Origin of the sequence: Streptomyces sp. cmx-4-9 (assembly GCF_046548835.1) — a bacterium.
GTDB lineage: Bacteria > Actinomycetota > Actinomycetes > Streptomycetales > Streptomycetaceae > Streptomyces.
Window position 1 is genome coordinate 78655 of sequence record NZ_JAEBEE010000013.1, and the last position, 22020, is coordinate 100674.

13 protein-coding genes are annotated in these 22020 nt (G+C 72.5%); 3 read left to right on the top strand and 10 right to left on the bottom strand.

Annotation, left to right across the window (positions count from 1 at the left end; all coding sequences use genetic code 11):
* Positions 1 to 181: 181 nt before the first annotated feature.
* Positions 182 to 1405: a cytochrome P450 family protein gene (locus ACLJTM_RS32865; RefSeq protein ID WP_411107461.1), complete on the top strand. Its 1224-nt coding sequence runs from the start codon at positions 182 to 184 to the stop codon at positions 1403 to 1405.
* A gap of 47 nt (positions 1406 to 1452) precedes the next feature.
* Here the strand turns inward: ACLJTM_RS32865 and ACLJTM_RS32870 are convergent, their stop codons facing one another.
* The 3 genes from ACLJTM_RS32870 to nrdR all read right to left on the bottom strand — a co-directional run bounded on the left by ACLJTM_RS32870 (position 1453) and on the right by nrdR (position 5862).
* Positions 1453 to 2133: a DUF6215 domain-containing protein gene (locus ACLJTM_RS32870; RefSeq protein WP_411107462.1), complete on the bottom strand. Its 681-nt coding sequence runs from the start codon at positions 2131 to 2133 to the stop codon at positions 1453 to 1455.
* Between the two features lie 186 nt (positions 2134 to 2319).
* Positions 2320 to 5208 carry a vitamin B12-dependent ribonucleotide reductase gene (locus tag ACLJTM_RS32875; protein WP_411107463.1) on the bottom strand — a complete coding sequence of 963 codons (2889 nt, stop codon included), beginning with the start codon at positions 5206 to 5208 and terminating at the stop codon, positions 2320 to 2322.
* A 141-nt stretch (positions 5209 to 5349) separates the two neighbouring features.
* Entirely contained in the window at positions 5350 to 5862 is a 513-nt protein-coding gene (nrdR, locus tag ACLJTM_RS32880) for a transcriptional regulator NrdR (protein ID WP_411107464.1), read from the bottom strand.
* A gap of 489 nt (positions 5863 to 6351) precedes the next feature.
* On the opposite strand from nrdR, the gene lexA reads away from it, so the two are divergent.
* Positions 6352 to 7143: a transcriptional repressor LexA gene (lexA, locus tag ACLJTM_RS32885; RefSeq protein WP_411107465.1), complete on the top strand. Its 792-nt coding sequence runs from the start codon at positions 6352 to 6354 to the stop codon at positions 7141 to 7143.
* 125 nt (positions 7144 to 7268) lie between these two features.
* Here the strand turns inward: lexA and ACLJTM_RS32890 are convergent, their stop codons facing one another.
* The 5 genes from ACLJTM_RS32890 to ACLJTM_RS32910 form a co-directional block, all read right to left on the bottom strand.
* Positions 7269 to 9239, bottom strand: coding sequence for an ATP-dependent DNA helicase (locus ACLJTM_RS32890; RefSeq protein WP_411107466.1), 1971 nt, complete (start codon positions 9237 to 9239; stop codon positions 7269 to 7271).
* 52 nt (positions 9240 to 9291) lie between these two features.
* Entirely contained in the window at positions 9292 to 11163 is a 1872-nt protein-coding gene (locus tag ACLJTM_RS32895) for an IucA/IucC family protein (protein ID WP_411107467.1), read from the bottom strand.
* Positions 11164 to 11264: 101 nt separating this feature from the next.
* Entirely contained in the window at positions 11265 to 11969 is a 705-nt protein-coding gene (locus tag ACLJTM_RS32900; protein WP_411107468.1) for a GNAT family N-acetyltransferase, read from the bottom strand.
* Positions 11970 to 12005: 36 nt separating this feature from the next.
* On the bottom strand, positions 12006 to 14147 hold the full coding sequence (locus tag ACLJTM_RS32905; RefSeq protein ID WP_411107469.1) for an IucA/IucC family protein: 2142 nt from the start codon (positions 14145 to 14147) through the stop codon (positions 12006 to 12008).
* Positions 14148 to 15491: 1344 nt separating this feature from the next.
* Complete coding sequence (locus ACLJTM_RS32910; RefSeq protein WP_411107514.1) at positions 15492 to 16769, bottom strand: diaminobutyrate--2-oxoglutarate transaminase family protein; 1278 nt, start codon at positions 16767 to 16769, stop codon at positions 15492 to 15494.
* 683 nt (positions 16770 to 17452) lie between these two features.
* On the opposite strand from ACLJTM_RS32910, the gene ACLJTM_RS32915 reads away from it, so the two are divergent.
* Positions 17453 to 18625: a trypsin-like serine peptidase gene (locus tag ACLJTM_RS32915; RefSeq protein ID WP_411107470.1), complete on the top strand. Its 1173-nt coding sequence runs from the start codon at positions 17453 to 17455 to the stop codon at positions 18623 to 18625.
* 114 nt (positions 18626 to 18739) lie between these two features.
* Here ACLJTM_RS32915 and hflX read toward each other — a convergent pair whose 3' ends face one another.
* Both hflX and ACLJTM_RS32925 read right to left on the bottom strand, forming a co-directional pair.
* On the bottom strand, positions 18740 to 20245 hold the full coding sequence (hflX, locus tag ACLJTM_RS32920) for a GTPase HflX (RefSeq protein ID WP_411107471.1): 1506 nt from the start codon (positions 20243 to 20245) through the stop codon (positions 18740 to 18742).
* A 241-nt stretch (positions 20246 to 20486) separates the two neighbouring features.
* Positions 20487 to 21932 carry a M1 family metallopeptidase gene (locus tag ACLJTM_RS32925; protein WP_411107472.1) on the bottom strand — a complete coding sequence of 482 codons (1446 nt, stop codon included), beginning with the start codon at positions 21930 to 21932 and terminating at the stop codon, positions 20487 to 20489.
* Positions 21933 to 22020 lie beyond the last annotated feature (88 nt).

Consider the following 22020-nt stretch of genomic DNA (forward strand, 5'->3'; position numbering starts at 1 on the left):
GGACCGCCCCGCACGGCCGGAACCCGGAGCTCCCGTCCGCTTCCGGCGTCCGCTCGCCCCGCATGCGTACTGCCCCGTACTGCGCCCTCCTGCGCGCCGGGTGACCGTATCCGGTCGACAACGTCCGCGCCCGGGCGGTAGAAAGGGGCGCCGGTGAGGCGTGTCGACGGGGGAGTGATCCATGCCTGACACAGGGGGAGCGGCATCCTTGATGCTGCTGGACGACGAGTTCCTGCAGAATCCGCACGAGGCCTACAGCCGGCTGCGCGTGGAACAGCCCGTGCAGGAGGTGGTGCTGCCGCGCGGGGTCAAGGTCTGGCTGGTGACGCGCTACGACGACGTGCGCGCCGTGCTCACCGATCCGACCGTGAGCAAGGACATGCTGAGCGCCGTGCCGTTGCTGGAGCGGCACTCGACGTCGAAGGAGCCCCAGTCCTTCGCAGCCGAGCTGGCGCTGGCCGGGCACATGCTCAACACCGACCCCCCGCACCACACCCGGCTCCGCTCGCTGGTCAACAAGGCCTTCACCACGCGCCGCGTGGAGCAGCTGCGCGGCCGCGTCGAGAGGGCGGCCGACGAACTGCTCGACGCGATGGCCGGGAAGGACGAGGTGGACCTGCTGTCCGCCTACGCCTTCCCCCTGCCGACGACCGTGATCTGCGAGCTGCTCGGCGTGCCGGAGAGCGACAAGGAGGAGTTCCGGGAGGTCTCCACCACCATGACCTCCGCCGCCCAGCACGCGCAGATGGCTGCCGCCGCCGTGGCCATGGCGGACTACCTGACGGCGCTGGTCGAGTCGAAGCGCGAGCAGCCGGCCGACGACCTGCTGTCCGCGCTCGTGCACGCCAGCGACGACGAGGACCGGCTCTCCCGGGACGAACTCCGGTCGATGGCCTTCCTGCTGCTGGTCGCCGGCCACGAGACCACGGTGAACCTGATCAGCAACGCGACGGCGATGCTGCTGCGCGACCCCGGGCAGCTGGCGGCGCTGCGCGCGGACCCCTCGCTGATGCCGGGCGCGGTCGAGGAGTTCCTGCGCCACGAGGGACCGCTCAACATCACCACGTACCGGTACACCACGCAGCCGCTGCGGCTCAGTGACGTGACGGTGCCCGCCGGGGAGTTCGTGATGCTCTCGCTGGCGTCGGCGAACCGGGACGGTGCCCGCTTCAGCGAGGCGGACAAGCTGGACATCACCCGTGATGCGGGGGGTCACCTGGCGTTCGGGTACGGCATCCACTACTGCGTGGGCGCCCCGCTCGCCCGGATGGAGGGCGAGATCGCGATCGGCAGGCTTGTGGAGCGGTTCCCGAAGCTGGCACTGGCAGGGGACCCGGAGCAGTTGCGCTGGCGGCCGAGCACCCTGATGCGCGGGCTGGAGTCCCTGCCGGTGCGGCTGCGCTGACCGGCGCGGTGGCGAGGCGCAGGAGCGAGGGGCCCCTGCGCTCCCCGTCAGCCTGCGGTCCAGCCCGGAACCGCAGGCAGGACCTGCTCGGCGACGCGGTAGAGGGCCGCGTCGTCGGGCAGCCTGCCGTCGTGGCGCCAGATGACGACTTCGAATGAGTCCCCGCCGTCCTTGACGTCCTTGGCGACGACCAGCCTGCGGGCGATGCCCCCGGGCCCCGAGCCGGTCTTGCCTCCGTTCAGGCTGATCGCGATGGTCCGCTCCGAGGCGAGCACCGCCGGATGCCCGAGGACCGTCGTCGGCTGCGCGGCCGCCGCCGGGGCCTCGGCCGTCCGGGCGACCGGAAGGCCGCCGTAGGAGGCCGTGAGCTGCACGGCGTACGTCTCCAGCGAGACCTTCGCCTCGGGGGCGGCGGTCCGGTCCCCCAGGAGGGTGAGCCAGGTCCCCCGGCCCCCGGCCGACAGGGCGGTGTCCTGCGGTGTGCCGAGGAGTTCCGGCAGGTCCGGACGGTTCAGCGCCGCACACAGCTGCGCACCGGAGGCGTACTCCGGCGGCAGCTCGTCCTCCGTGACCTCGCAGGCGGCCGGGCCGGGGTCCGTGCCCTGGCCGCCTCCGAACTCGTCCGCGGCCCACAGGCCCAGTCCCCCGCCGCCGATCAGCACCACCGCGGCGACGGCCTGCCCCGCCGAGCTGAGGCTGCCGATCGTCCCCGCTGCATTCCCGCCCATGTCCCGCCCTTCCCCCCGCGCGACCGGTGCGCGCTGAGGGAGGGTAACCCTTGATCGTTCCCCTCAGGGAAGAATATCCGCGGACGCACGGCGAAGGGACCGGCCGTCGGCCGGTCCCTTCGTGGGCTGCTGGTCAGCCGTCCGTGCGGATCACGTCGGAGCGCGCCCCGACGCTTTCGCGTCCGGTCAGCTGCAACCGCTGGTCGAGCCGCAGCCCTCGCAGATGTAGCAGGAGCCGGCCCGCTGCATCTTGGTGCCGCAGGAGAAGCAGAGCGGGGCGTCCGCGGAGACGCCGAGCTGCATCTCGACCAGTTCGGCGCTGCTGTGCGCCGTCTTGGGCGCCGGGACCGAGGCGGTCACGGCCGGCTTGGGCTCCGAGGGCACCACTGCGAGCGGGGCCGACTGGGCCAGCGACTCGGTGTCCAGCTCCTCCTCGAGCGGCTCGTACGAGCCGGTGTCCAGGTGGCGCTGACGCTCGTCGGCGGTGTGGATGCCGAGGGCCGAGCGGGTCTCGAAGGGCAGGAAGTCCAGCGCCAGGCGGCGGAAGATGTAGTCGACGATCGACTGCGCCATCCGCACGTCCGGGTCGTCCGTCATACCGGCCGGCTCGAAGCGCATGTTGGTGAACTTGGAGACGTAGGTCTCCAGCGGCACGCCGTACTGCAGGCCGACCGAGACGGCGATCGAGAAGGCGTCCATCATGCCCGCGAGGGTCGAACCCTGCTTGGACATCTTCAGGAAGACCTCGCCCAGACCGTCGTCGGGGTAGGAGTTCGCCGTCATGTAGCCCTCGGCGCCGCCCACCGTGAACGAGGTGGTGATGCCGGGGCGGCCCTTGGGAAGGCGCTTGCGGACGGGGCGGTACTCGATGACCTTCTCGACCGCCGTGCGGATGGTCTCCTCGGTCTTCCGGGTGACCTCGGCCTTCTCCTCTTCCTTCTTCTTGGCGGAGAGGGGCTGGCCGACCTTGCAGTTGTCGCGGTAGATCGCGAGCGCCTTGACGCCCATCTTCCACGCCTCGAAGTAGATCTCCTCGATCTCCTCCACGGTCGCCGTCTCCGGCATGTTGACCGTCTTCGAGATCGCGCCGGAGATCCAGGGCTGGATCGCGGCCATCATCCGCACGTGGCCCATCGCGGAGATGGAGCGCTCGCCCATGGCGCAGTCGAACACCGAATAGTGCTCGGGCTTGAGGCCCGGAGCGTCGACGACCACACCGTGCTCGGCGATGTGGGAGACGATCGCCTCGATCTGCTCCTCCTGGTAGCCCATGCGGCGCAGGGCCTGCGGGACGGTGCCGTTGACGATCTGCATCGAGCCGCCGCCGACGAGCTTCTTGAACTTGACCAGGGCCAGGTCCGGCTCGACACCGGTGGTGTCGCAGGACATCGCGAGACCGATGGTGCCGGTCGGTGCGAGGACGGAGGCCTGGGAGTTGCGGAAGCCGTTCTTCTCGCCGAGGCGCAGGACGTCCTGCCAGGCCTCGGTGGCTGCGGCCCAGATGCTGTTGTCCAGGTCCTCGGTGCGCGGCGCGACGGCGTTGGCGTCGGCGTGCTGCTTCATGACGCGCTTGTGGGACTCGGCGTTGCGGGCGTAGCCGTCGTACGGGCCGACGATCGCGGCCAGCTCGGCGGAGCGCTTGTACGCGGTACCGGTCATCAGCGAGGTGATCGAGGCGGCGAGGGTGCGGCCGCCGTCCGAGTCGTACGCGTGGCCGGTGGCCATCAGCAGGGCGCCCAGGTTGGCGTAGCCGATGCCCAGCTGGCGGAAGGCGCGGGTGTTCTCGCCGATCTTCTGCGTCGGGAAGTCCGCGAAGCAGATGGAGATGTCCATCGCGGTGATGACCAGCTCGACGACCTTGGCGAAGCGCTCGGCGTCGAAGGACTGGTTGCCCTTGCCGTCGTCATTGAGGAACTTCATCAGGTTGAGCGAGGCGAGGTTGCAGGACGTGTTGTCCAGGTGCATGTACTCGCTGCACGGGTTGGACGCGGTGATGCGGCCGGACTCGGGGCAGGTGTGCCAGTTGTTGATCACACCGTCGTACTGGATGCCCGGGTCGGCGCAGGCCCACGCGGCCTCGGCCAGCTTGCGGAAGAGCGCCTTGGCGTCGATCTTCTCGATGACCTCGCCGGTCATGCGGGCGCGCAGGCCGAACTGGGTGCCGTTCTCGACGGCCGTCATGAACTCGTCGTTCACGCGGACGGAGTTGTTGGCGTTCTGGTACTGGACGGATGTGATGTCGTCGCCGCCCAGGTCCATGTCGAAGCCCGCGTCGCGCAGGGCGCGGATCTTCTCCTCCTCCTTCACCTTGGTGGCGATGAAGTCCTCGACGTCCGGGTGGTCCACGTCCAGCACGACCATCTTGGCCGCGCGGCGGGTGGCGCCGCCCGACTTGATCGTTCCGGCGGACGCGTCGGCGCCGCGCATGAAGGAGACCGGACCGGAGGCGTTTCCGCCGGAGGAGAGGAGCTCCTTGGAGGAGCGGATGCGGGAGAGGTTCAGGCCGGCGCCGGAGCCGCCCTTGAAGATCATTCCCTCTTCCTTGTACCAGTCGAGGATCGACTCCATGGAGTCGTCGACGGCCAGGATGAAGCAGGCCGAGACCTGCTGCGGCTGGGGCGTGCCGACGTTGAACCACACCGGGGAGTTGAAGCTGAAGATCTGGTGCAGGAGCGCGTAGGTGAGCTCGTGCTCGAAGATCTCCGCGTCGGCGGGCGAGGAGAAGTAGTCGAAGTCCTCGCCGGCCTTCGTGTACGTCTTCACGATCCGGTCGATCAGCTGCTTCAGACCGGTCTCCCGCTGCACGGTGCCGACCGCGCCGCGGAAGTACTTGCTGGTGACGATGTTGACCGCGTTCACCGACCAGAAGTCGGGGAACTCGACGCCACGCTGCTCGAAGTTGACCGAGCCGTCGCGCCAGTTGGTCATGACGACGTCACGGCGCTCCCAGCTCACCTCGTCGTACGGGTGCACGCCGGGGGTGGTGTGGATGCGCTCGATACGCAGGCCGCCCTTGGCAGCCTTGGTCCCCTTGGCGCGGGAACCACGTGCCGAGCTGCTCGCCGTCTCTGTCATGCCGCCTCCCATATGCGGGCAAAAACGCCCTAAAGTGCCAGCGTTATTCCGCGGCACGGTGCTGTGTCTTGTATCTACGTCTCTTCGCACGACGGACCGGCCGCGCCGCGGTGCACAGGCACCCCGGAGCGGGCCGTCCGGTCAGTCGGCGGCGGAGGCGGGCACGGGGACCGAACCGGTCCCCCCGGACCCGCACTCTTCAGGCTGGGGCCGCCGCTCACGGAGTTCCATGATGGCGGTCTCGAAGTCTTCAAGGGTGTCGAAAGCTTTGTAGACGGACGCGAAGCGCAGGTAGGCGACGAGGTCGAGTTCCTGCAAGGGGCCGAGTATGGCCAGACCCACGTCGTGGGTGGTCAGCTCGGCGCTGCCGGTGGCGCGCACCGCCTCCTCGACCCGCTGGCCGAGTTTGGCGAGGGCGTCCTCGGTGACCGGCCGCCCCTGGCACGCCTTGCGCACGCCGGAGATGACCTTGGTACGGCTGAAGGGCTCGGTCACCCCGCTGCGCTTGATCACCATCAGTGAGGCCGTCTCCACCGTCGTGAAGCGACGGGAGCAGTCGGGGCACTGGCGGCGCCGGCGGATCGACGTGCCGTCGTCCGTGGTGCGGCTGTCGACTACGCGGCTGTCGGGGTGCCTGCAGAAGGGGCAGTGCATGGTTCCCTCACCCTCCTTCTTGGCACGACCGAATCACCCCACGGGCCCCTGAACGGCAGAGGACGACCTCTTCCTGGAGCTTGTGGAGCAGCCCCCAGCATATGCGATGTCACGAGCCTCAGAAGACCCGGGGACCACAACTTCTGGGCGGCAGCGCTCATCCAACCACTAGATCTTGGGTTGCAGCGGATTTCGGTGGCTCCGCGTGTCGCGGTGTCCGACAGGCCGTCACGGGGGTCCGGCAGTGCCAGACTGGCACCGGCCCGCACCACGGCCGCCCGATCGGGAAGGGTACCGTAAGCACCGGATGGCGAGCCGAACCCGCGTTCGGTTCCATGGCCGCCCGGTGATTCGTGCGCCTGTCTATACACCCCTCGATATGGCCACGCCGGAGGATCTGCGTTTTTTCACTCGAACGTGTGTTTGGCGCAACCTTTCGAAAGCTACTACCGTTGTCCAGCTAGGGAGAACATTTCGAGAGGGGCCGACGTGACCACCACCGCAGACAGTGCCACCATCACTGCCCAGAACCGCTCCCAGAGCCGACTTGAGCCGGTGCATGCCATGAACGACGCAAACCTGAACCCGGAGGCGGAGCCCGCACGCGCCGCACGCTCGCTGCCAGGTCGCCCTCCAGGCATCCGCGCCGACAGCTCCGGACTCACGGACCGGCAGCGGAGGGTCATCGAGGTCATCCGGGACTCGGTGCAGCGGCGGGGGTACCCGCCGTCGATGCGCGAGATCGGTCAGGCGGTCGGCCTGTCCAGCACGTCGTCCGTCGCCCATCAGCTGATGGCCCTGGAGCGCAAGGGCTTCCTGCGCCGCGACCCGCACCGCCCCCGGGCGTATGAGGTGCGCGGCTCGGACCAGCCGAGCTCGCAGCCCACGGACACCACCGGGAAGCCCGCCGCCTCCTACGTTCCCCTGGTCGGCCGGATCGCGGCCGGCGGGCCGATCCTCGCCGAGGAGTCGGTGGAGGACGTGTTCCCGCTCCCCCGCCAGCTGGTCGGTGACGGAGAGCTGTTCGTCCTGAAGGTCGTCGGCGACTCGATGATCGAAGCGGCCATCTGCGACGGCGACTGGGTCACGGTCCGCCGCCAGCCGGTGGCGGAGAACGGCGACATCGTCGCCGCCATGCTCGACGGCGAGGCCACGGTCAAGCGCTTCAAGCGCGAGGACGGCCACGTCTGGCTGCTCCCCCACAATGCGGCCTACCAGCCGATCCCCGGCGACGAGGCCACCATCCTCGGCAAGGTCGTCGCCGTGCTGCGCCGGATCTGACCCTGGCGCCCTCTGCCAGCCCTGGGACCTACTGCGCCGGTCCCAGGGCTGCTTCGTGTCCGCACCCCCGGCGGACACGGGTGCGGGGGCACGGGCGCGATGCCCGCGGAGTCCCGCAGCGTCGGCTACGCGCCGTCGGCCCGGGCGGACGCGTCGATCGCGGACAGGGAGCGCCGGACCTGGTTGCGGTCCGTGGTGTACCAGAAGTCCGGGAGCGTGGCCCGCAGGAAGCTGCCGTACCGCGCCGTGGCCAGCCGGGGGTCGAGGACCGCGACGACGCCGCGGTCCCCCGTGGCCCGTACGAGGCGGCCCGCGCCCTGGGCCATCAGCAGTGCGGCATGGGTGGCCGCGACGGCCATGAAGCCGTTCCCGCCGCGCTCCTCCACCGCCTTCTGCCGGGCGCTCATCAGCGGGTCGTCAGGACGGGGGAAGGGAATGCGGTCCATGATCACGAGCTGGCAGCTCGGTCCGGGCACGTCCACGCCCTGCCAGAGGGAGAGCGTTCCGAACAGGCAGGTCCTCGGGTCGGCGGCGAAGCCCTTGATCAGCTCTCCCAGGGTCTCCTCGCCCTGGAGCAGGATCGGGTGGTCCAGCCGGCCGCGCAGTTCCTCGGCGGCGGCCTTGGCCCCGCGCATGGAGGAGAAGAGTCCGAGGGTCCGCCCGCCGGCCGCCTCGATCAGTTCGGCGAGCTCGTCCATCATGTCGCCGCGGGTGCCCTCGCGGCCGGGTGTGGCCAGGTGCTTGGCGACGTAGAGGATGCCCTGCTTCGGGTAGTCGAAGGGGGAGCCGACGTCCAGCCCCTTCCAGAGCGGCGCGTCGTCGTCCTCGACCCCTTCCGGGGACAGCCCCATGGAGGCGGCGACCCCGTTGAAGTCGCCGCCGAGCTTGAGGGTGGCGGAGGTCAGGACCACGGAGCGGTCCTCGAAGAGCTTCTCCCGCAGCAGGCCCGACACCGACAGCGGGGCGACCCGCAGGGTGGCTCCGAAGCGGTCGTGGCGCTCGTACCAGACGACGTCGTACTCGGAGCCGAGCGTGATCCGCTCCGCGACCGCGTGGACGTTCTCCACCGCGGCCAGGGCCTGCTTGCGGACGGCGTCCTCGTCCTGGACGGACTTGTCGCGGGTCGAGCCCAGGGCCGAGATCACGTTGCGCGCGGCGTCCCGCAGGGACATCAGCGCGTATCCGAGGTCTTCGGGGACCTCTTCCAGGCGACCCGGGAGCGCCAGTTCCATGACCCGCTCGAAGGACTCGGAGGCGGTCTGCAGGGAGTCCGCCGTCTTCTCGTCCACCAGTTTCGCGGCCCGCTTCACCGCCCGGTTGACCTGGCCGGGGGTGAGCTCGCCGGTGGCGACTCCGGTGACCCGGGAGACCAGCTCGTGGGCCTCGTCCACGATGAGCACCTCGTGCTGCGGCAGCACCGGAGCGCCTTCGATGGCGTCGATGGCGAGCAGCGCGTGGTTGGTGACCACCACGTCCGCGAGCTTGGCCCGCTCGCGGGCGGCCTCGGCGAAGCACTCGGCCCCGTAGGCGCACTTCGACGCGCCGAGGCACTCGCGGGAGGAGACGGACAGCTGCGACCAGGCCTTGTCCGAGACGCCCGGGGTCAGGTCGTCGCGGTCGCCGGTCTCGGTCTCGTCCGCCCAGTCGCGCATCCGCAGCAGGTCCTGGCCCAGCTTGCTGGTCGGCGCGGCCGCCTCGAACTGGTCGAAGAGGCCGTCCTCCTCGTCCTGCGGGGCGCCCTCGTGCAGCCGGTGGAGGCACAGGTAGTTGGAGCGGCCCTTGAGCATGGCGAACTGCGGGCGGCGGCGCAGCTGCGGGTGCAGGGCGTCCACCGTCCGGGGCAGATCGCGCTCGACGAGCTGGCGCTGGAGGGCGAGGGTCGCGGTGGCCACGACCACGCGCTCGCCGTGGGCGAGGGCCGGCACCAGGTAGCCCAGGGACTTGCCGGTGCCGGTGCCGGCCTGGATGAGGCGGTGGGAGTTGTCGTCGATCGCTTCGGCGACGGCTTCCGCCATGGCCACCTGGCCGGGGCGCTCCGTGCCGCCGACGGCGGAGACGGCAGCGTGCAGCAGGTCGGGAAGGGAGGGCTTCGTCATAGCACTGCCAACCCTACGGGGCGCCTGCGACAGTGGCGGCACCGATGAGGGTTCACGGTCGGTACAGGGGGTTGCGGACGGTGCCGTACCGGACGGCGTGCGGGCGGTCGGGGCGATCGCGGTAACCGTCCTCGTAGAGCCGGTTCCGGTTCAGGCAGAGCCGGCCGATGTGCTCCCCGAGCAGGTCGAAGAGTTCGAACCGGTCCTTGAGCTCGGGGAAGCGGGCCTGGTGGCGCAGGATTTCCGCCCGTACGAGGGACCAGAACTCCTCCTCCGGCACGGCGAGGCGGTCCTCACAGAGGGCGGCGAGGTAGCGGAAGACGCCGATGAAGAGTCCGGAGTGGATGAACTGGGGCAGGAAGTCGGCGGGCTCGGCGAGCAGGACCGCGCGGACCTCGTCGGGCAGGGAGTCGAGCTCGGGCAGCGGCTCGGCGCTGATGTTGACATCGTCCACGAAGTCCTTGACCGCGAGCCGGACCGGCACGTCCTGCTCGTCGAAGATCACGACGGTGTTCTCCCCGTGCGGGGAGAAGACGGTGCCGTACCGGTAGAGGAAGTGGAGGAGCGGCGGGAGCAGGGCGGCGAAGAGGTGCTGCAGCCATGCGGTGGGGCTCAGGCCGGAACGGCCGACGAGTTCGGCGGTGAAGGACCGGCCTCGCGGATCGGTGTGGAGGAGCGAGGCGAGCGTGCGGGCCCGCTCGCCGGGTGCGAGACGGCCCGCCAGGGGCTCGCGCCAGATCGCGCCGAGGAGCTCCTTGTACTGGTAGGGCACCTCGGGCAGCTGGTCGTAGACGGGGTGGCGGACGGTGACGGAGGCGACCTCGCCGAGCAGGACGACCCGGCACTCGTCGCGGAGGAAGGGGTCGGCGTCACGGAGGGAGTGGATCCAGGCCGTGACGGCGGGTGCGGCGTCGGTGAGGTCGCTGGGCAGGCCGCGCCAGACCATGGTGTTGAACACGGACAGCGGCAGTTTGACGCTGTGGCGCTCGGGGCGGCTGAGGTTCAGGAAGGTCCTGATGGACTGCTGCGGGAGGCGCACGTCGGGGTCGGCGGGGAGCGGGACCAGGGCTCCGGAGGCGAGGGCCGGCGCGAAGAGGGGCAGCACGACCTCGTCCCACTGCCAGGGGTGGACCGGGAGGTAGAGGTAGCCGAGGGGGTCGAGCCCGCGGTCGCGCAGGGCCTGGTCGAAGGCGGCGCGGGTGCCGGCGTCGAGTTCGGCGGCGTAGAGGCGGGCAGGGTCCGCGAGGCCTGCGGTGCCCCGGTAGGAGGCGAGCGAGGTGTGCGCGGCGAGCCAGGGCAGCCGCTGCCGGATACGGGCCTCGGGGGCCCAGGCGGCGGTGTCGGAAGCGGAGAGTCCGATGCGGCCTTTGTTGAGGACGAGCCAGGGGTGGCCGGTCTGGTGGCCTTCGAGCTCGGCGTAGTCCAGGTCGGCGAGGACGTCGGCGGTGAGGGCGGTGTGGTCGATGCGCGCGTCGGCGGCGAGGGTGGCGCTCAGCTCCCGGACGAGGTGGCCGAGGGTGGCCCCGTCGAGGCGGAGCAGGGTGCGGGCGCGGACCAGGAAGGCGTACGGGTCACCGAAGGCGGTGGAGGGCTCGGTGGAGGGCGGCGGCGGGGTGAGGGTGAGCGTGTCCGGGGCGATGTGCCAGCTGCCGTAGGCACGGCGGCGGGCCCGGAACCCGAGGCTGCTGCCGTCGTCGAGGGTCAGGGCCCAGGCATCCCCGGCGGCCGACGGGGCGGGCAGGGGGTGGATGACCTCCTCGTACGCGAACTCGGCGAGCAGCTTGACGAGCAGGCGGCGGGCGGCCCCCTCCCAGGTCGGCTGGTTGAGCTCGGGCGGTGTGCGCGGGTCCTGGGGTGTCGGCGGTTCGGCCCCCTCCGTCGAGCGGGAGCGTGCGGGTGGGGGAGCTGCGGAGAAATTCTGCACGGGACTCCTCGTGAATCGGGAACTTTGCTGCGCGACGCAGAGTTTTCGAAGGGAGAGGTGCGGTCGTCGAGGGCAGGGTGAGGGATCCGCGGGAACGTCGGTCACAGAAGGTGGCGCAGCGCCCGCTCCCGGACCATCAGGGCGGCCCGCTTCTCAGGAAGATCGATTTCCGCGGCACAGCGGAAACCGGAGTTCAGGAAGGCCGATACGGAGGGGGTGTTGCGGATGTCCGGTTCTGCGATGACGCGGGTGCAGCGGGGGCGGTGGGCGAAGACCAGGTCGGTCACGGCGCGCAGCAGTGCGGTGCCCAGACCGCGGCCGCGGTGGGTGCCGTCCCCGACGAGCAGGTGGATACCCGTGTCGTGGGGGCGCGCAGGGTAGTACCGGGACAGCGGGTCGAGGTCGGCCCGGTAGATCTCCCAGTAGCTGACCGGCGTGCCGTCGAGCAGGCCGAGGCAGGGAACGCTGCTGCTCGCGCCGTCGAGTTGGGACCGCAGGTGGGCGGCGGTGACGGCGGCGGGTCCGGCCAGTTCCCAGTACGCGGCCACCTCGGGATCGTTCATCCACCCGGTGAGGAGTTCCAGGTCTCGGCCCGGCCGTACGGGTTCGAGCCGGAAGCGTCCGAGGGGGGTGGCGGCGCTGCCCCATGCCGCGGGGGAATCGAGGAGGTCCGCCTCGGCGAGCAGGGGCAGCAGATGCGGCGTCAACCGCCCGTGGCGGGTGGGGGACGTGGTGGTGGGGTGCGTGGTGGTGGGGTGCGTGGTGGTGGGGCCGGCGGGGTTGCGGGCGGTGTCGGTGGTCGGCATCGGAAAGCTCTTCTCCGGCTCGGCGCTGACGTGACGTCAATCGTGGAGGGGGTTGGTGATGGTGACGTAGACGGACTGGGTGTCGACGGGTCCGACGAGTTCGTCGAGGCCTCCCAGGCGGGTGAGCAGGTTCGCCTTGCAGCGCAAGGTGGGCGAGTCCAGCAGCCGCGCGGGGAGGGGGCCGAGGTCGGCGGCCTTGCTGAGGAAGCGGCGGAAGGCGGCGAGGAGGACGCGTTCGTCGGCGAGCCGCTGTGATCCGAAGGCTCCGATGAGCCCGAGCACGTTGTTGATGCCGAGGTAGTAGGCGAAGCGTTCGTCGGTGACGGCGTCGGAGACGAAGGTGTCGCTGACGCTGCCGATGCCGGGAAGCCGGTGTTCCAGTTCCGTGCGGCGGGAGGCGCGGAAGTAGTAGCCCTGGTTGTCGCGGTAGCGGCCGCCGGTGGGCCAGCCGGCCCGGTCGAGGAGGACCAGGGTGTTCTGCTGGTGCGCTTCGAGGGCGATGCCGGCGAGTGCGTCGAAGGCCAGGACCGGGAGGACGACGTGGTCGAGGTAGCGCAGGAACCACTCGGTGGCGACGGCGGAGGTGGTGTGCCCCGTTGCGGTGACGAGAGTGAAGATGATCTCGGCGAGCCGGGAGCGCATGGTGTTCCGGCCGGGCCAGGGGCGGGGCGCGGTGAGTGCGGCGATGCAGACGGCGTCGTCGTCCGAGCGGAAGGGGTTGTGGCGCAGCAGGGCGTCGAGGCCGGGGACGGGGGTGCCGTCCAGGGCGTCGACGGCGACCCAGGCGGGGTCGCGGACGATGTCGAAGGAGGGGTGGGCCGCCTGCCACTGCTCGGCGAGGCCGGTGCGGAGCAGACGGTGCACCTCGACGCCGCGGTGGAGTTCCTTGCGGAGGTTCTCCCGGCGGGAGTTGGTGATGCGCAGGCCCAGGGAGAGTTTGAGCATCGCCGGGGCGCCGGGGCGGTGGACGGTGCGGACGGAGGAGGTGGGGTACCAGGGCTCGCCGTGGGGGCCCAGGTCGTGCAGGAGCCCGGCGTTGCGCAGGGCGGCGACGGCGGGACGCCGGAGCAGGTCGCGGGCCTGCCAGGGGTGCAGGGGGAGGGGGGTGGTGCCGTGGGGCAGCCGGAGTCCGGGCGCGAGCCGGCCGAGGAGCCGGGCGGCGGGCACGGGGCGGCCGCGTTCGGTCCAGGCCGAGTCGGTGGCGAGGGCCGCCGGGGCGACGGCGAACCAGTGCAGGGGGAAGGAGCCGTGGAGTTCGGGTGAGTAGCTGCGCGCTTCGGCTTCGGTGAGGCCTTCACGGCTCTTGGGGTCCGGCTGGAGGGGGTGGCCGAGGAGGAGGGACTGCTCGGCGGTGAGGAAGCGGTCCCCGTCGACGGGGACCGGGGCGGTGGGGCGTTGCCGCCGGTCGGCGATGAACTCGGTGGTACGGCGCACCGAGTCGCAGACCCGGCCGACGAGATCGGCTCCGCCGCGTCCTGCGGCGGTGCCCTCGCGGGAGATGAGGGCGGCGAGCGTGGCAGCGTCGAGGGCGGGGGCGTCGTCGGGTGCGCCTTCGAGGCGGGCGGGTGAGAAGCGGTGCCAGCCTGCCGGGGACCAGTACCGGACCGCGACGAGCAGGGCGGCGCCGGATGCGGGGAGGGGGATGCGCAGCAGGGTTCCGGGGGGTCCGTCGGGCCGGGCGGTACCGGTTTCCCGGACCCAGCACCTGAGGAGGTTCTCCACGGTCGCAGCCTCCGCGGCGACGGCGGGGTCGGGGTGGTCCAGGAGGTCGGGCAGTGCGGCGGGTTCCGGGCCGAAGGTCCCGGACCGGCCGGGCCGGAGCCCCGGGACACCGTCCTTCTGCCGGGGCACGGTCACCCCGGCAGCCTCCGCTGCGGTGGGCCGGTTGGGCGCCAGGGCCGTGCCGGGTGCTGCCGCCGCGGGCCGGTCGTGCCCGGGCTCGCCCGGCCGGGGTTGCGGGCGGGCTGCGGTGGGGGTGGGCTCGTCCGAGGCGATCTGCCGCCCGGCTGCGGCGGGGGTGGGCTCGTCCGACGGGATCTGCCGCCCGGCTGCGGTGAGGCCGGGTGCGTCCGGCCGGGGCTGTCCCCCGGCTGCGATGGGGGCGGGCTCGCCCGCGGCTGGCTGCCCGCTGGCCACAGGCGTGCCCGGGCGGGGTGGCGTGCCGGGGCGGGGTGGCATGCCGGGGTCGGTTGGGGTGCCCGGGCGGGCTGTCGTGCCGGGGTCGGTTGGGGTGCCCGGGTAGGCCGCCGTGCCGGGGTGGGGTGGCGTCGCCGAGTCGGGGCGGGCGGGGTCGAGTTGGCGGGGGGCCTGGGCGACGGGGGCGGGGTCGGCTGCCTGCGGGCTGCGTACTGGGGCGGGGCCGGACTGCCCGGCCGTGGGGCGGTCATCGGGGGCCGGTCCGGCGCCCTGGGGCGGCCACGCCGGGCTCGTCGGCCGTACGGCGGGCGGCCCGGCTGCGGCGCTCGCCGGACGGGGGCGGTCTGCACACCCGGCCGCCGGCTCGGCGAGTTGCCGTACGGGCGACGGTGACGTGCCCGCTGGTACGGGAGAGGCGGGGGCGGGGGCGGCGGGCCACCGGGTGAGAGGGGCCTCCTCGGCCAGGGGCGCCTCCTCGGCCAGGGGCGCCTCCTCGGCCAGGGGTGCCTCCTGGACCGGCGGGGCCTCCTCGGCCTGTGTGAGGGGAGCCGACCCCGCGGGGGCCGGGGTCGGTCGGCCAGGGGCCGGGGCCGAGGGCGGAAGGGGGTTCCGGTGCGGGGCCTCTCCCGCCTGGGGGCCGGTCGGCGGCCCGGGCGGTGCGGCCGCGGTTCCCTGCTGCGGTGCCGGCGCAGGCTGTCGGTCCGCGGCCGGCTCGGGGAACCGGTTCGGCTGCGGCGTGGGCGGGAGGGCGGCCCGGATGGCATCCGGGGTGGGCCCCGGTGGAACAGCCGGGGCCTCGTGGCGGGCCGCGCTGCCGGGGCCGGGAGCCCGCAGCGGCGGCGGGGTGGCGTCCGCCAGGCGGGCGTCCGGGGTGGGAGGAGCCTCGAAGCCGGCCGCTCCGGCCCCTCCGGCCAAGCCCCAAGACCGCAGCCGGGGCGGGGCAGCATCCGCCAGGCCGGCGTTCGGGGTGTGGTCCGGGGCGGGCGGAGTTCCGTCACCGGTCTCGGCGGCCAAGCCCCAAGACCGCAGCCGGGGCGGGACAGCGTCCGCCAGGCCGGCGTTCGGGGTGTGGTCCGGGGCGGGCGGAGTTCCGTCACCGGTCGCGGCGGCCGGGCCCCAGGGCCGCAGCCGGGGCGGGGCAGCGTCCGGCGGGCTGGCGTTCGGGGTGTGGTCCGGGGCGGCTGGTGCTCCGTAGCCGGTCGCGGCGGCCGGGGCCCAGGACCGCGGCAGCGCCGGGTCGGTGTCCGCCGGGTCGGTGTGCGCGGCAGGCGGGGCGCCGAGGCGGGCCGCGCTGCCTGAGCCCGGGGGGCGGAGCGGGGGCGGGGTGGGGGCGGGGCCGGGGGTGAACGGGCGGGGGTCGGGCATCGCGGGTCCTCGGGGTACGGGTCAGTGGAACCGGCGCGCGGCGGCCGGGATGGCGTCGGCCAGGCGGTCGAGGACCGCCACGGCCTGCTCGTCCGTCAGGGTCAGCGGGGGCAGCAGGCGGACGACGGCGGCGTGCCGGCCGCCGAGTTCGACGATCAGCCCGCGGTCCAGGCACTCCCGGCGTACGGCCGCGGCAAGGGCGGGGGCGGCGGATCCCGTGTCGGGGTCGACGAGTTCGATGCCGATCATGAGGCCGCGTCCACGGACCTCGCCGATGCACGGCTGATCCGCGGCCAGGCCGTGCAGGGCCCTCAGCATGCGCTCGCCCAGGACCCCCGCACGTTCGGCCAGGCGGTTCTCCCGTACGAAGGCGAGGGTGGCGGTGCCGGCCGCCATGGCCAGTTGGTTGCCGCGGAACGTTCCGGCATGGGCTCCGGGAGCCCAGACGTCGAGGTCCGACCGGTACACGATGACGGCGAGGGGCAGGCTGCCGCCGATCGCCTTGGACAGCACCATGACGTCGGGCACCACCCCGGCGTGGTCGACGCCCCAGTAGGCGCCGGTCCGTCCGACGCCCGTCTGCACCTCGTCGGCGATCAGCGGGATCCCCCGGGCCGCGGTGATCTCGCGCATCCGGCGCAGCCAGTCGTCCGGGGCGGGGATCACCCCGCCCTCGCCCTGCACCGGTTCGACGATCATGCCGGCAGGGAGGGCCACGCCGCTCTTGGGATCGTCCAGGAGGTTCTCGGTCCACCGGGCGGCGATCCGGGCGCCCTCGGGCCCGCCGACGCCGAACGGGCAGTGGCGGTCCTGCGGGTAGGGCAGCCGGGTCACCCGGACGTCGGGGGCACCGCCCGAGGCGTCCAGGGCGCCCGCAGTCATGCCGTGGTACGCCCCGGTGAAGGCGAGCAGCCCGGAGCGGCCGGTGGCGGTGCGGACGAGTGTGAGGGCGGCTTCCACGGCGTCCGTGTCGGCCGGCCCGCAGAACTGGATGCGGGCGTCGGCGGCCAGTGCGGGCGGCAGGTTGGCGAACAGCTCGGTAGTGAAGGCGTCCTTGACCGGGGTGGCGAGGTCGAGGACGTGCAGCGGGGCGCCGGAGTCGAGGACGCCGCGGATCGCTTCGAGCACCACCGGGTGGTTGTGCCCGAGGGCGAGGGTGCCGGCGCCCGAGAGGCAGTCGAGGTAGCGCCTCCCGTCGGCGCCTTCGATGGTCAGGCCGCGCGCCCGTACCGGGACGATGGGGAGGGAGCGGGCGTAGGTGCGGGCTGCGGACTCCCGTTGGGCCTGCCGTCGCAGGATGCCCTCGGACGAGGTGGTGGCGGACGAAGGGCCCGGTTCCGGGGCCCGGTCCGCGTCCGCCCGGCCGCCTCCCTGCGGCGGAACCGGGGGCGGCGCCTGCGGTGTTGCCCGGGGCGGCACCCGGGACGCCGTCCGTGCACGGCCCTGCGCATGGCCTTCGCACGAGCCCGGCGCGGTCCCCGCAGACGTCCGCGCAGAAGCTGAAGGAGGCGCGGGCGCAAGGGCTGAAGCAGGCGCCGTCACGGGAGACGGCACAGGCTCCGCCACCGGAGTGGGCACAGGCATGGGCACGTGAGGGGGCACCGGAGTCGGGGTCGGCGCACGTCCCGGCCGTCCTCCCGGGCTTCCTTCTGGCGGGGGTGGTCCCGGCGGCGGGGTCTGCACTGCGGCGGCTGCTGTGGCCGCGGCCTGCTCGCTCAAAGCCACGTGTGTCGGTCCTCCCGCACGGATTGCCCTTCCGGATTGCGTCTCGAACATGAACGCTGTGCCCCTGTCCCCCGTACGTACCAACGACGGTGACGGCGGGGGATCACGGGTCGACCCAAGATCCTTGGCCCGCCGGGCGCCGAGCCCGGAACGGCGCCCCGGCCTCGGTCGTCCTGCGCAGCAGCGGCATAGTGGGGGGCTGCACTCAGCGGGACTCCACGCATCCCACCACCCGAACCTCCAGGGGGACTGACGACATGCGACCGAACCGACCGGTCACCGCGATACTGTGCGCGGCCGCGCTCGCGCTGACCGCCGCGGCCTGCGGACCCGGCGACGGGGAGGCCGGAGGCGACGCCAAGCCGACCGTGGCGGCGAGCCTTCCGTCCGACGGCGGCGGGATCAAGATCCCGGACCAGTTGAAGGAGAAGCTCAAGGAGCACGGCTTCGACCTGGAGAAGTGGAAGGGGGGCGAGTGGAAGAACTGGCAGAAGGACGACTGGCTCCGCGAGGCGGGCGACTACATCAACCCGGTCATCGAGGGTCTGTGGGACCCGGAGCGGATGCGTGACGCGGAGCAGCCGCAGCGCCCCTCGGTGGATCCGGATGCGGGCAAGGACCAGGGCGTCACGGACCCCACCCCGGCGGCGGTGCCGGCGAAGCCGGCGGGTGCGCCCTACCACCAGAGCGTCCCGGAGTCGGGGAAGGTCTTCTTCGACGGGCCCGAGGGTTCGATGGTCTGCTCGGCGACCGTCGTCAAGGACCCCGCCCACCCCGGGAAGTCCAACATGGTCTGGACGGCGGGCCACTGCGTGCACGCGGGCAAGGCCGGCGGCTGGTACCGCAACATCGCCTTCGTCCCGTCCTACAACAATGCGGGCAAGCAGGCGGCGCAGCTCAAGGGCGCGCCCCGCGAGCAGGTGGCCCCGTACGGCGTGTGGTGGAGCGACTGGGCGCAGACTTCCGACCAGTGGATCGCGAGCGGCGGTCCGACGGGCGGTGCGGGCGCTCCGTACGACTTCGCGGTGCTGCACGTGGCACCGGAGAAGGGCAGCGGCAAGTCCCTGGAGGAGACGGTCGGTTCGGCGCTGCCGGTGGAGTTCAACGCCCCGGCCGTGCCGAAGGTCGCGAGCATCACGGCCACCGGTTACCCGGCGGCGGCTCCTTTTGACGGCCAGCGGGCCTTCCAGTGCACCGACCGGCCGGGTCGGCTGTCGCTGGTGGCCGCCGACCCGGTGATGTACCGGATCGGCTGCACGATGACCGGCGGTGCCTCGGGCGGCGGCTGGATCGCGGCGGGCGCCGACGGCAAGCCGGCGCTGGTCTCGAACACCTCGATCGGTCCCGTGAAGGCGGGCTGGCTGGCGGGTCCGCGGCTGGGTCCGGAGGCGAAGGGCGTCTTCGACGCGGTGAGCGGCAAGTTCAAGTAGGTCCGGTCCGGCCGGGTGCCGGAGGTACCGGTTCCCGGCCGGCGGTGAACGGCGACGGCCTCGGCCCCCTGCGGTGCAGGGGGCCGAGGCCGTCGCCGTTGCCCGTGCGGGCCGTCAGCGCTTGGCGAGCGCGTACGGTGCCAGGTCGGCCGCGAGTTCCTGGTGGACCCGGGCCTTGAGCAGGGTGCCGTCCGGGGTGTGCTCCTCGGAGATCACCTCGCCCTCGGCGTGGGCCTTGGCGACCAGTGAGCCGAGCGTGTAGGGCACCATGGCCTCCACCTCGACCTCGGGCCGGGGCAGCTCGGAGTCGATGAGCGCGAGGAGTTCCTCGATGCCCATGCCCGTGCGCGCCGAGACGGCGATGGAGTGCCGTTCGATCCGCAGCAGGCGCTGCAGGACCAGCGGGTCCGCCGCGTCCGCCTTGTTGATCACGACGATTTCGGGCACGTTGACCGCGCCGACCTCGCGGATGACCTCGCGGACGGCCGCCAGCTGCTCTTCCGGCGCCGGGTGCGAGCCGTCCACGATGTGCAGGATGAGGTCGGAATCGCCGACCTCCTCCATCGTGGAGCGGAACGCCTCGACGAGGTGGTGGGGCAGGTGCCGGACGAAGCCGACCGTGTCGGCCAGGGTGTAGACGCGGCCGCTCGGGGTCTCGGCCCGGCGCACGGTCGGGTCGAGGGTGGCGAACAGGGCGTTCTCCACCAGGACGCCGGCCCCGGTGAGGCGGTTGAGAAGGGAGGACTTGCCGGCGTTGGTGTAGCCGGCGATGGCGACGGAGGGCACCTTGTTGCGGCGGCGTTCCTGCCGCTTGATGTCGCGGCCGGTCTTCATGTCCGCGATCTCCCGGCGCATCTTCGCCATCTTCTCGCGGATCCGGCGCCGGTCCGTTTCGATCTTGGTTTCACCGGGGCCGCGGGTGGCCATGCCGCCACCGCCGCCGCCGCCCATCTGCCGGGACAGCGAGGCACCCCAGCCGCGCAGGCGCGGAAGCATGTACTGCATCTGCGCGAGGGCGACCTGTGCCTTGCCCTCCCGGGACTTGGCGTGCTGGGCGAAGATGTCGAGGATGAGTGCGGTGCGGTCGACCACCTTCACCTTGACGACGTCTTCGAGGGCGATGAGCTGGCCGGGGCTGAGTTCGCCGTCGCAGACGACGGTGTCGGCGCCGCTCTCCATGACGATGTCCCGCAGCTCGCGCGCCTTGCCCGAGCCGATGAAGGTGGCCGGGTCCGGCTTGTCGCGGCGCTGGATCACGCCGTCGAGCACGAGGGCGCCGGCCGTCTCGGCGAGGGCGGCGAGCTCCGCGAGGGAGTTCTCCGCGTCGTTCACCGTGCCCGAGGTCCAGACGCCGACGAGCACGACGCGCTCAAGGCGCAGCTGCCGGTACTCGACCTCGGTGACGTCTTCGAGTTCGGTGGAGAGGCCGGCCACGCGGCGCAGGGCCGCGCGCTCGGAGCGCTCGAACTGCTCGCCGTCGCGGTCTCCGTCGACCTCGTGGCTCCAGGCGACGTCCTCTTCCATCAGGGCATCGGCCCGAAGGCTCTCGGTGAAGCTCTGCGCGTCCGGCACGTCCTGTGCGTCGCGCGCGTCCTGGGAAGGGGAAGAAGAGGAGGTCATTGGATCCTTACGTCGATTCGAATGCGTGCGCGACAGGTGTCGCGCGTGGCATAACACTGTCACGTCCAACGTGTCACGCCGCCCGGGGATTCCCTGAACGGGCCCGTCGATGGTGACATGCCCGTTCCCGGCCCGTCACACCCTTTTCCCGCCCGGGGAACCCGCCGGGGCCTCCGCCCGGGGCCTCCGCCCGGGGCATCCGCCAGGGCCCCGCCCCGGGGAATCCGCCGGGCCCCATCCCTCAGGCCTTCTTCAGGCCGCCCCACTCCGGGTGCCCGGGCATCGGCGGGGTGGTCGGCCCGTACAGCCAGGGGTCCAGGAAGGCCGTCAGGTCCCGGCCCGCCTCCTGCGAGGCCAGGCGTACGAAGTCCTTCGTACCGGCGACGGAGTCCTGGTGCTCCGAAACCCAGCGGCGTTCGATCCGGTCGAAGGCGGCGGCGCCGATCTCCTGCCGCAGCGCGTAGAGGATCAGGGCGGCCCCGTCGTAGACGGCCGGCCGGAACAGCCCGATCTTCTCCCCCGCGGGGGCCGGCTTGGGGGCTGCCGGAGGTCCGCCCGCGGCCCGCCACTGGTCGGAGCGCTGGTACGCCTCGCGCATGCGCCGTTCCAGGGAGTACGTGCCGAGGCCGTCCGCGTACAGGGCCTCGTACCAGGTGGCGTGGCCCTCGTTCAGCCACAGGTCGGACCAGGTGCGCGGGGAGACGCTGTCGCCGAACCACTGGTGGGCCAGCTCGTGGACCATCACGGACTCCACGTACCACTCGGGGTAGCCCTCGCCGGAGAACAGGCCGTGCTCGAAGAGCGAGAGGGTCTGCGTCTCCAGCTCGAAGCCGGTGGTGGCCCGGGCGATCAGCACCCCGTAGTTCTCGAAGGGGTAGCGGCCGACCCGCTCCTCCATCCACGCGATGTGCCCCGCGGTCTTCTGTAGCCACGGCTCCAGGCGCTTACGGTCGGCGGCGGGCACCACGTCGCGCAGCGGAAGGCCGTGCGGCCCCGTGCCGTGGACGACGGCGGACCGGCCGATGGAGACCTGGGCCAGCTCGGTGGCCATCGGGTGCAGGGTCCGGTACGTCCAGGAGGTCGTGGAACCGGTCCTGAGGGCGGGCAGCAGGCCGGGCACCCCGTTGGCGACGACCGTGAGCCCGGCGGGGGCCGTGACGCGGAAGGTGAAGAGGGCCTTGTCGGCCGGGTGGTCGTTGCAGGGGAAGACGCGGTGGGCGGCGTCCGCCTGGTTGGCCATGGCCAGGCCGTCCTCGGTGGGCACCCAGCCGCCGTCGGCCGCTCCGCGCGGGTCGCTGGTGTGCCGGACGGTGATGTGCAGCGGCGCGTTCTCCCGCAGTGGCCGGGCAGGGGTCAGCACCAGGTCCTCGCCGGCGCTCACGAACCGCGCCGGAGCCCCGTTGACCTCGGCGGAGGACACCTTGCCGTGGCTGAAGTCCAGGTTGATCCGCTCCAGCGCCTGCACGGTGCGGGCGTTGATCACGGTGACGGCGTCGAGCGGGGTGCGGTTGTCCCGGTAGGCGAAGGACAGGTCGTACGAGAGCACGTCGTACCCGGGGTTGCCGAGATGCGGGAACAGGGGGTCGCCGATGCCCAGCGCCTGCGGCGGGGGGAGCACGGCGGCGACGAGCGTGAGGGAGGCCGCGGCGAGCAGGGCGGCGCGCAGGCGGCGGGAGGTGAGCTGCATCCACCACCGCTTACCAGCGCGGGTCCGCCGGCCGCGCACGACGCGCGACGGCGCCACCCGTACGGGTCGCTCCGCTGCTGCACCCCCG

Bases quoted from the DNA above. Each gene is read 5' to 3' on its own strand.
- ACLJTM_RS32865 (WP_411107461.1), top strand. From the start codon at position 182: ATGCCTGACACAGGGGGAGCGGCATCCTTGATGCTGCTGGACGACGAG.
- ACLJTM_RS32875 (WP_411107463.1), bottom strand. From the start codon at position 5,208: ATGACAGAGACGGCGAGCAGCTCGGCACGTGGTTCCCGCGCCAAGGGG.
- ACLJTM_RS32870 (WP_411107462.1), bottom strand. From the start codon at position 2,133: ATGGGCGGGAATGCAGCGGGGACGATCGGCAGCCTCAGCTCGGCGGGG.
- ACLJTM_RS32905 (WP_411107469.1), bottom strand. From the start codon at position 14,147: ATGCCACCCCGCCCCGGCACGCCACCCCGCCCGGGCACGCCTGTGGCC.
- ACLJTM_RS32900 (WP_411107468.1), bottom strand. From the start codon at position 11,969: ATGCCGACCACCGACACCGCCCGCAACCCCGCCGGCCCCACCACCACG.
- ACLJTM_RS32925 (WP_411107472.1), bottom strand. From the start codon at position 21,932: ATGCAGCTCACCTCCCGCCGCCTGCGCGCCGCCCTGCTCGCCGCGGCC.
- ACLJTM_RS32915 (WP_411107470.1), top strand. From the start codon at position 17,453: ATGCGACCGAACCGACCGGTCACCGCGATACTGTGCGCGGCCGCGCTC.
- ACLJTM_RS32890 (WP_411107466.1), bottom strand. From the start codon at position 9,239: ATGACGAAGCCCTCCCTTCCCGACCTGCTGCACGCTGCCGTCTCCGCC.
- hflX (WP_411107471.1), bottom strand. From the start codon at position 20,245: ATGACCTCCTCTTCTTCCCCTTCCCAGGACGCGCGCGACGCACAGGAC.
- nrdR (WP_411107464.1), bottom strand. From the start codon at position 5,862: ATGCACTGCCCCTTCTGCAGGCACCCCGACAGCCGCGTAGTCGACAGC.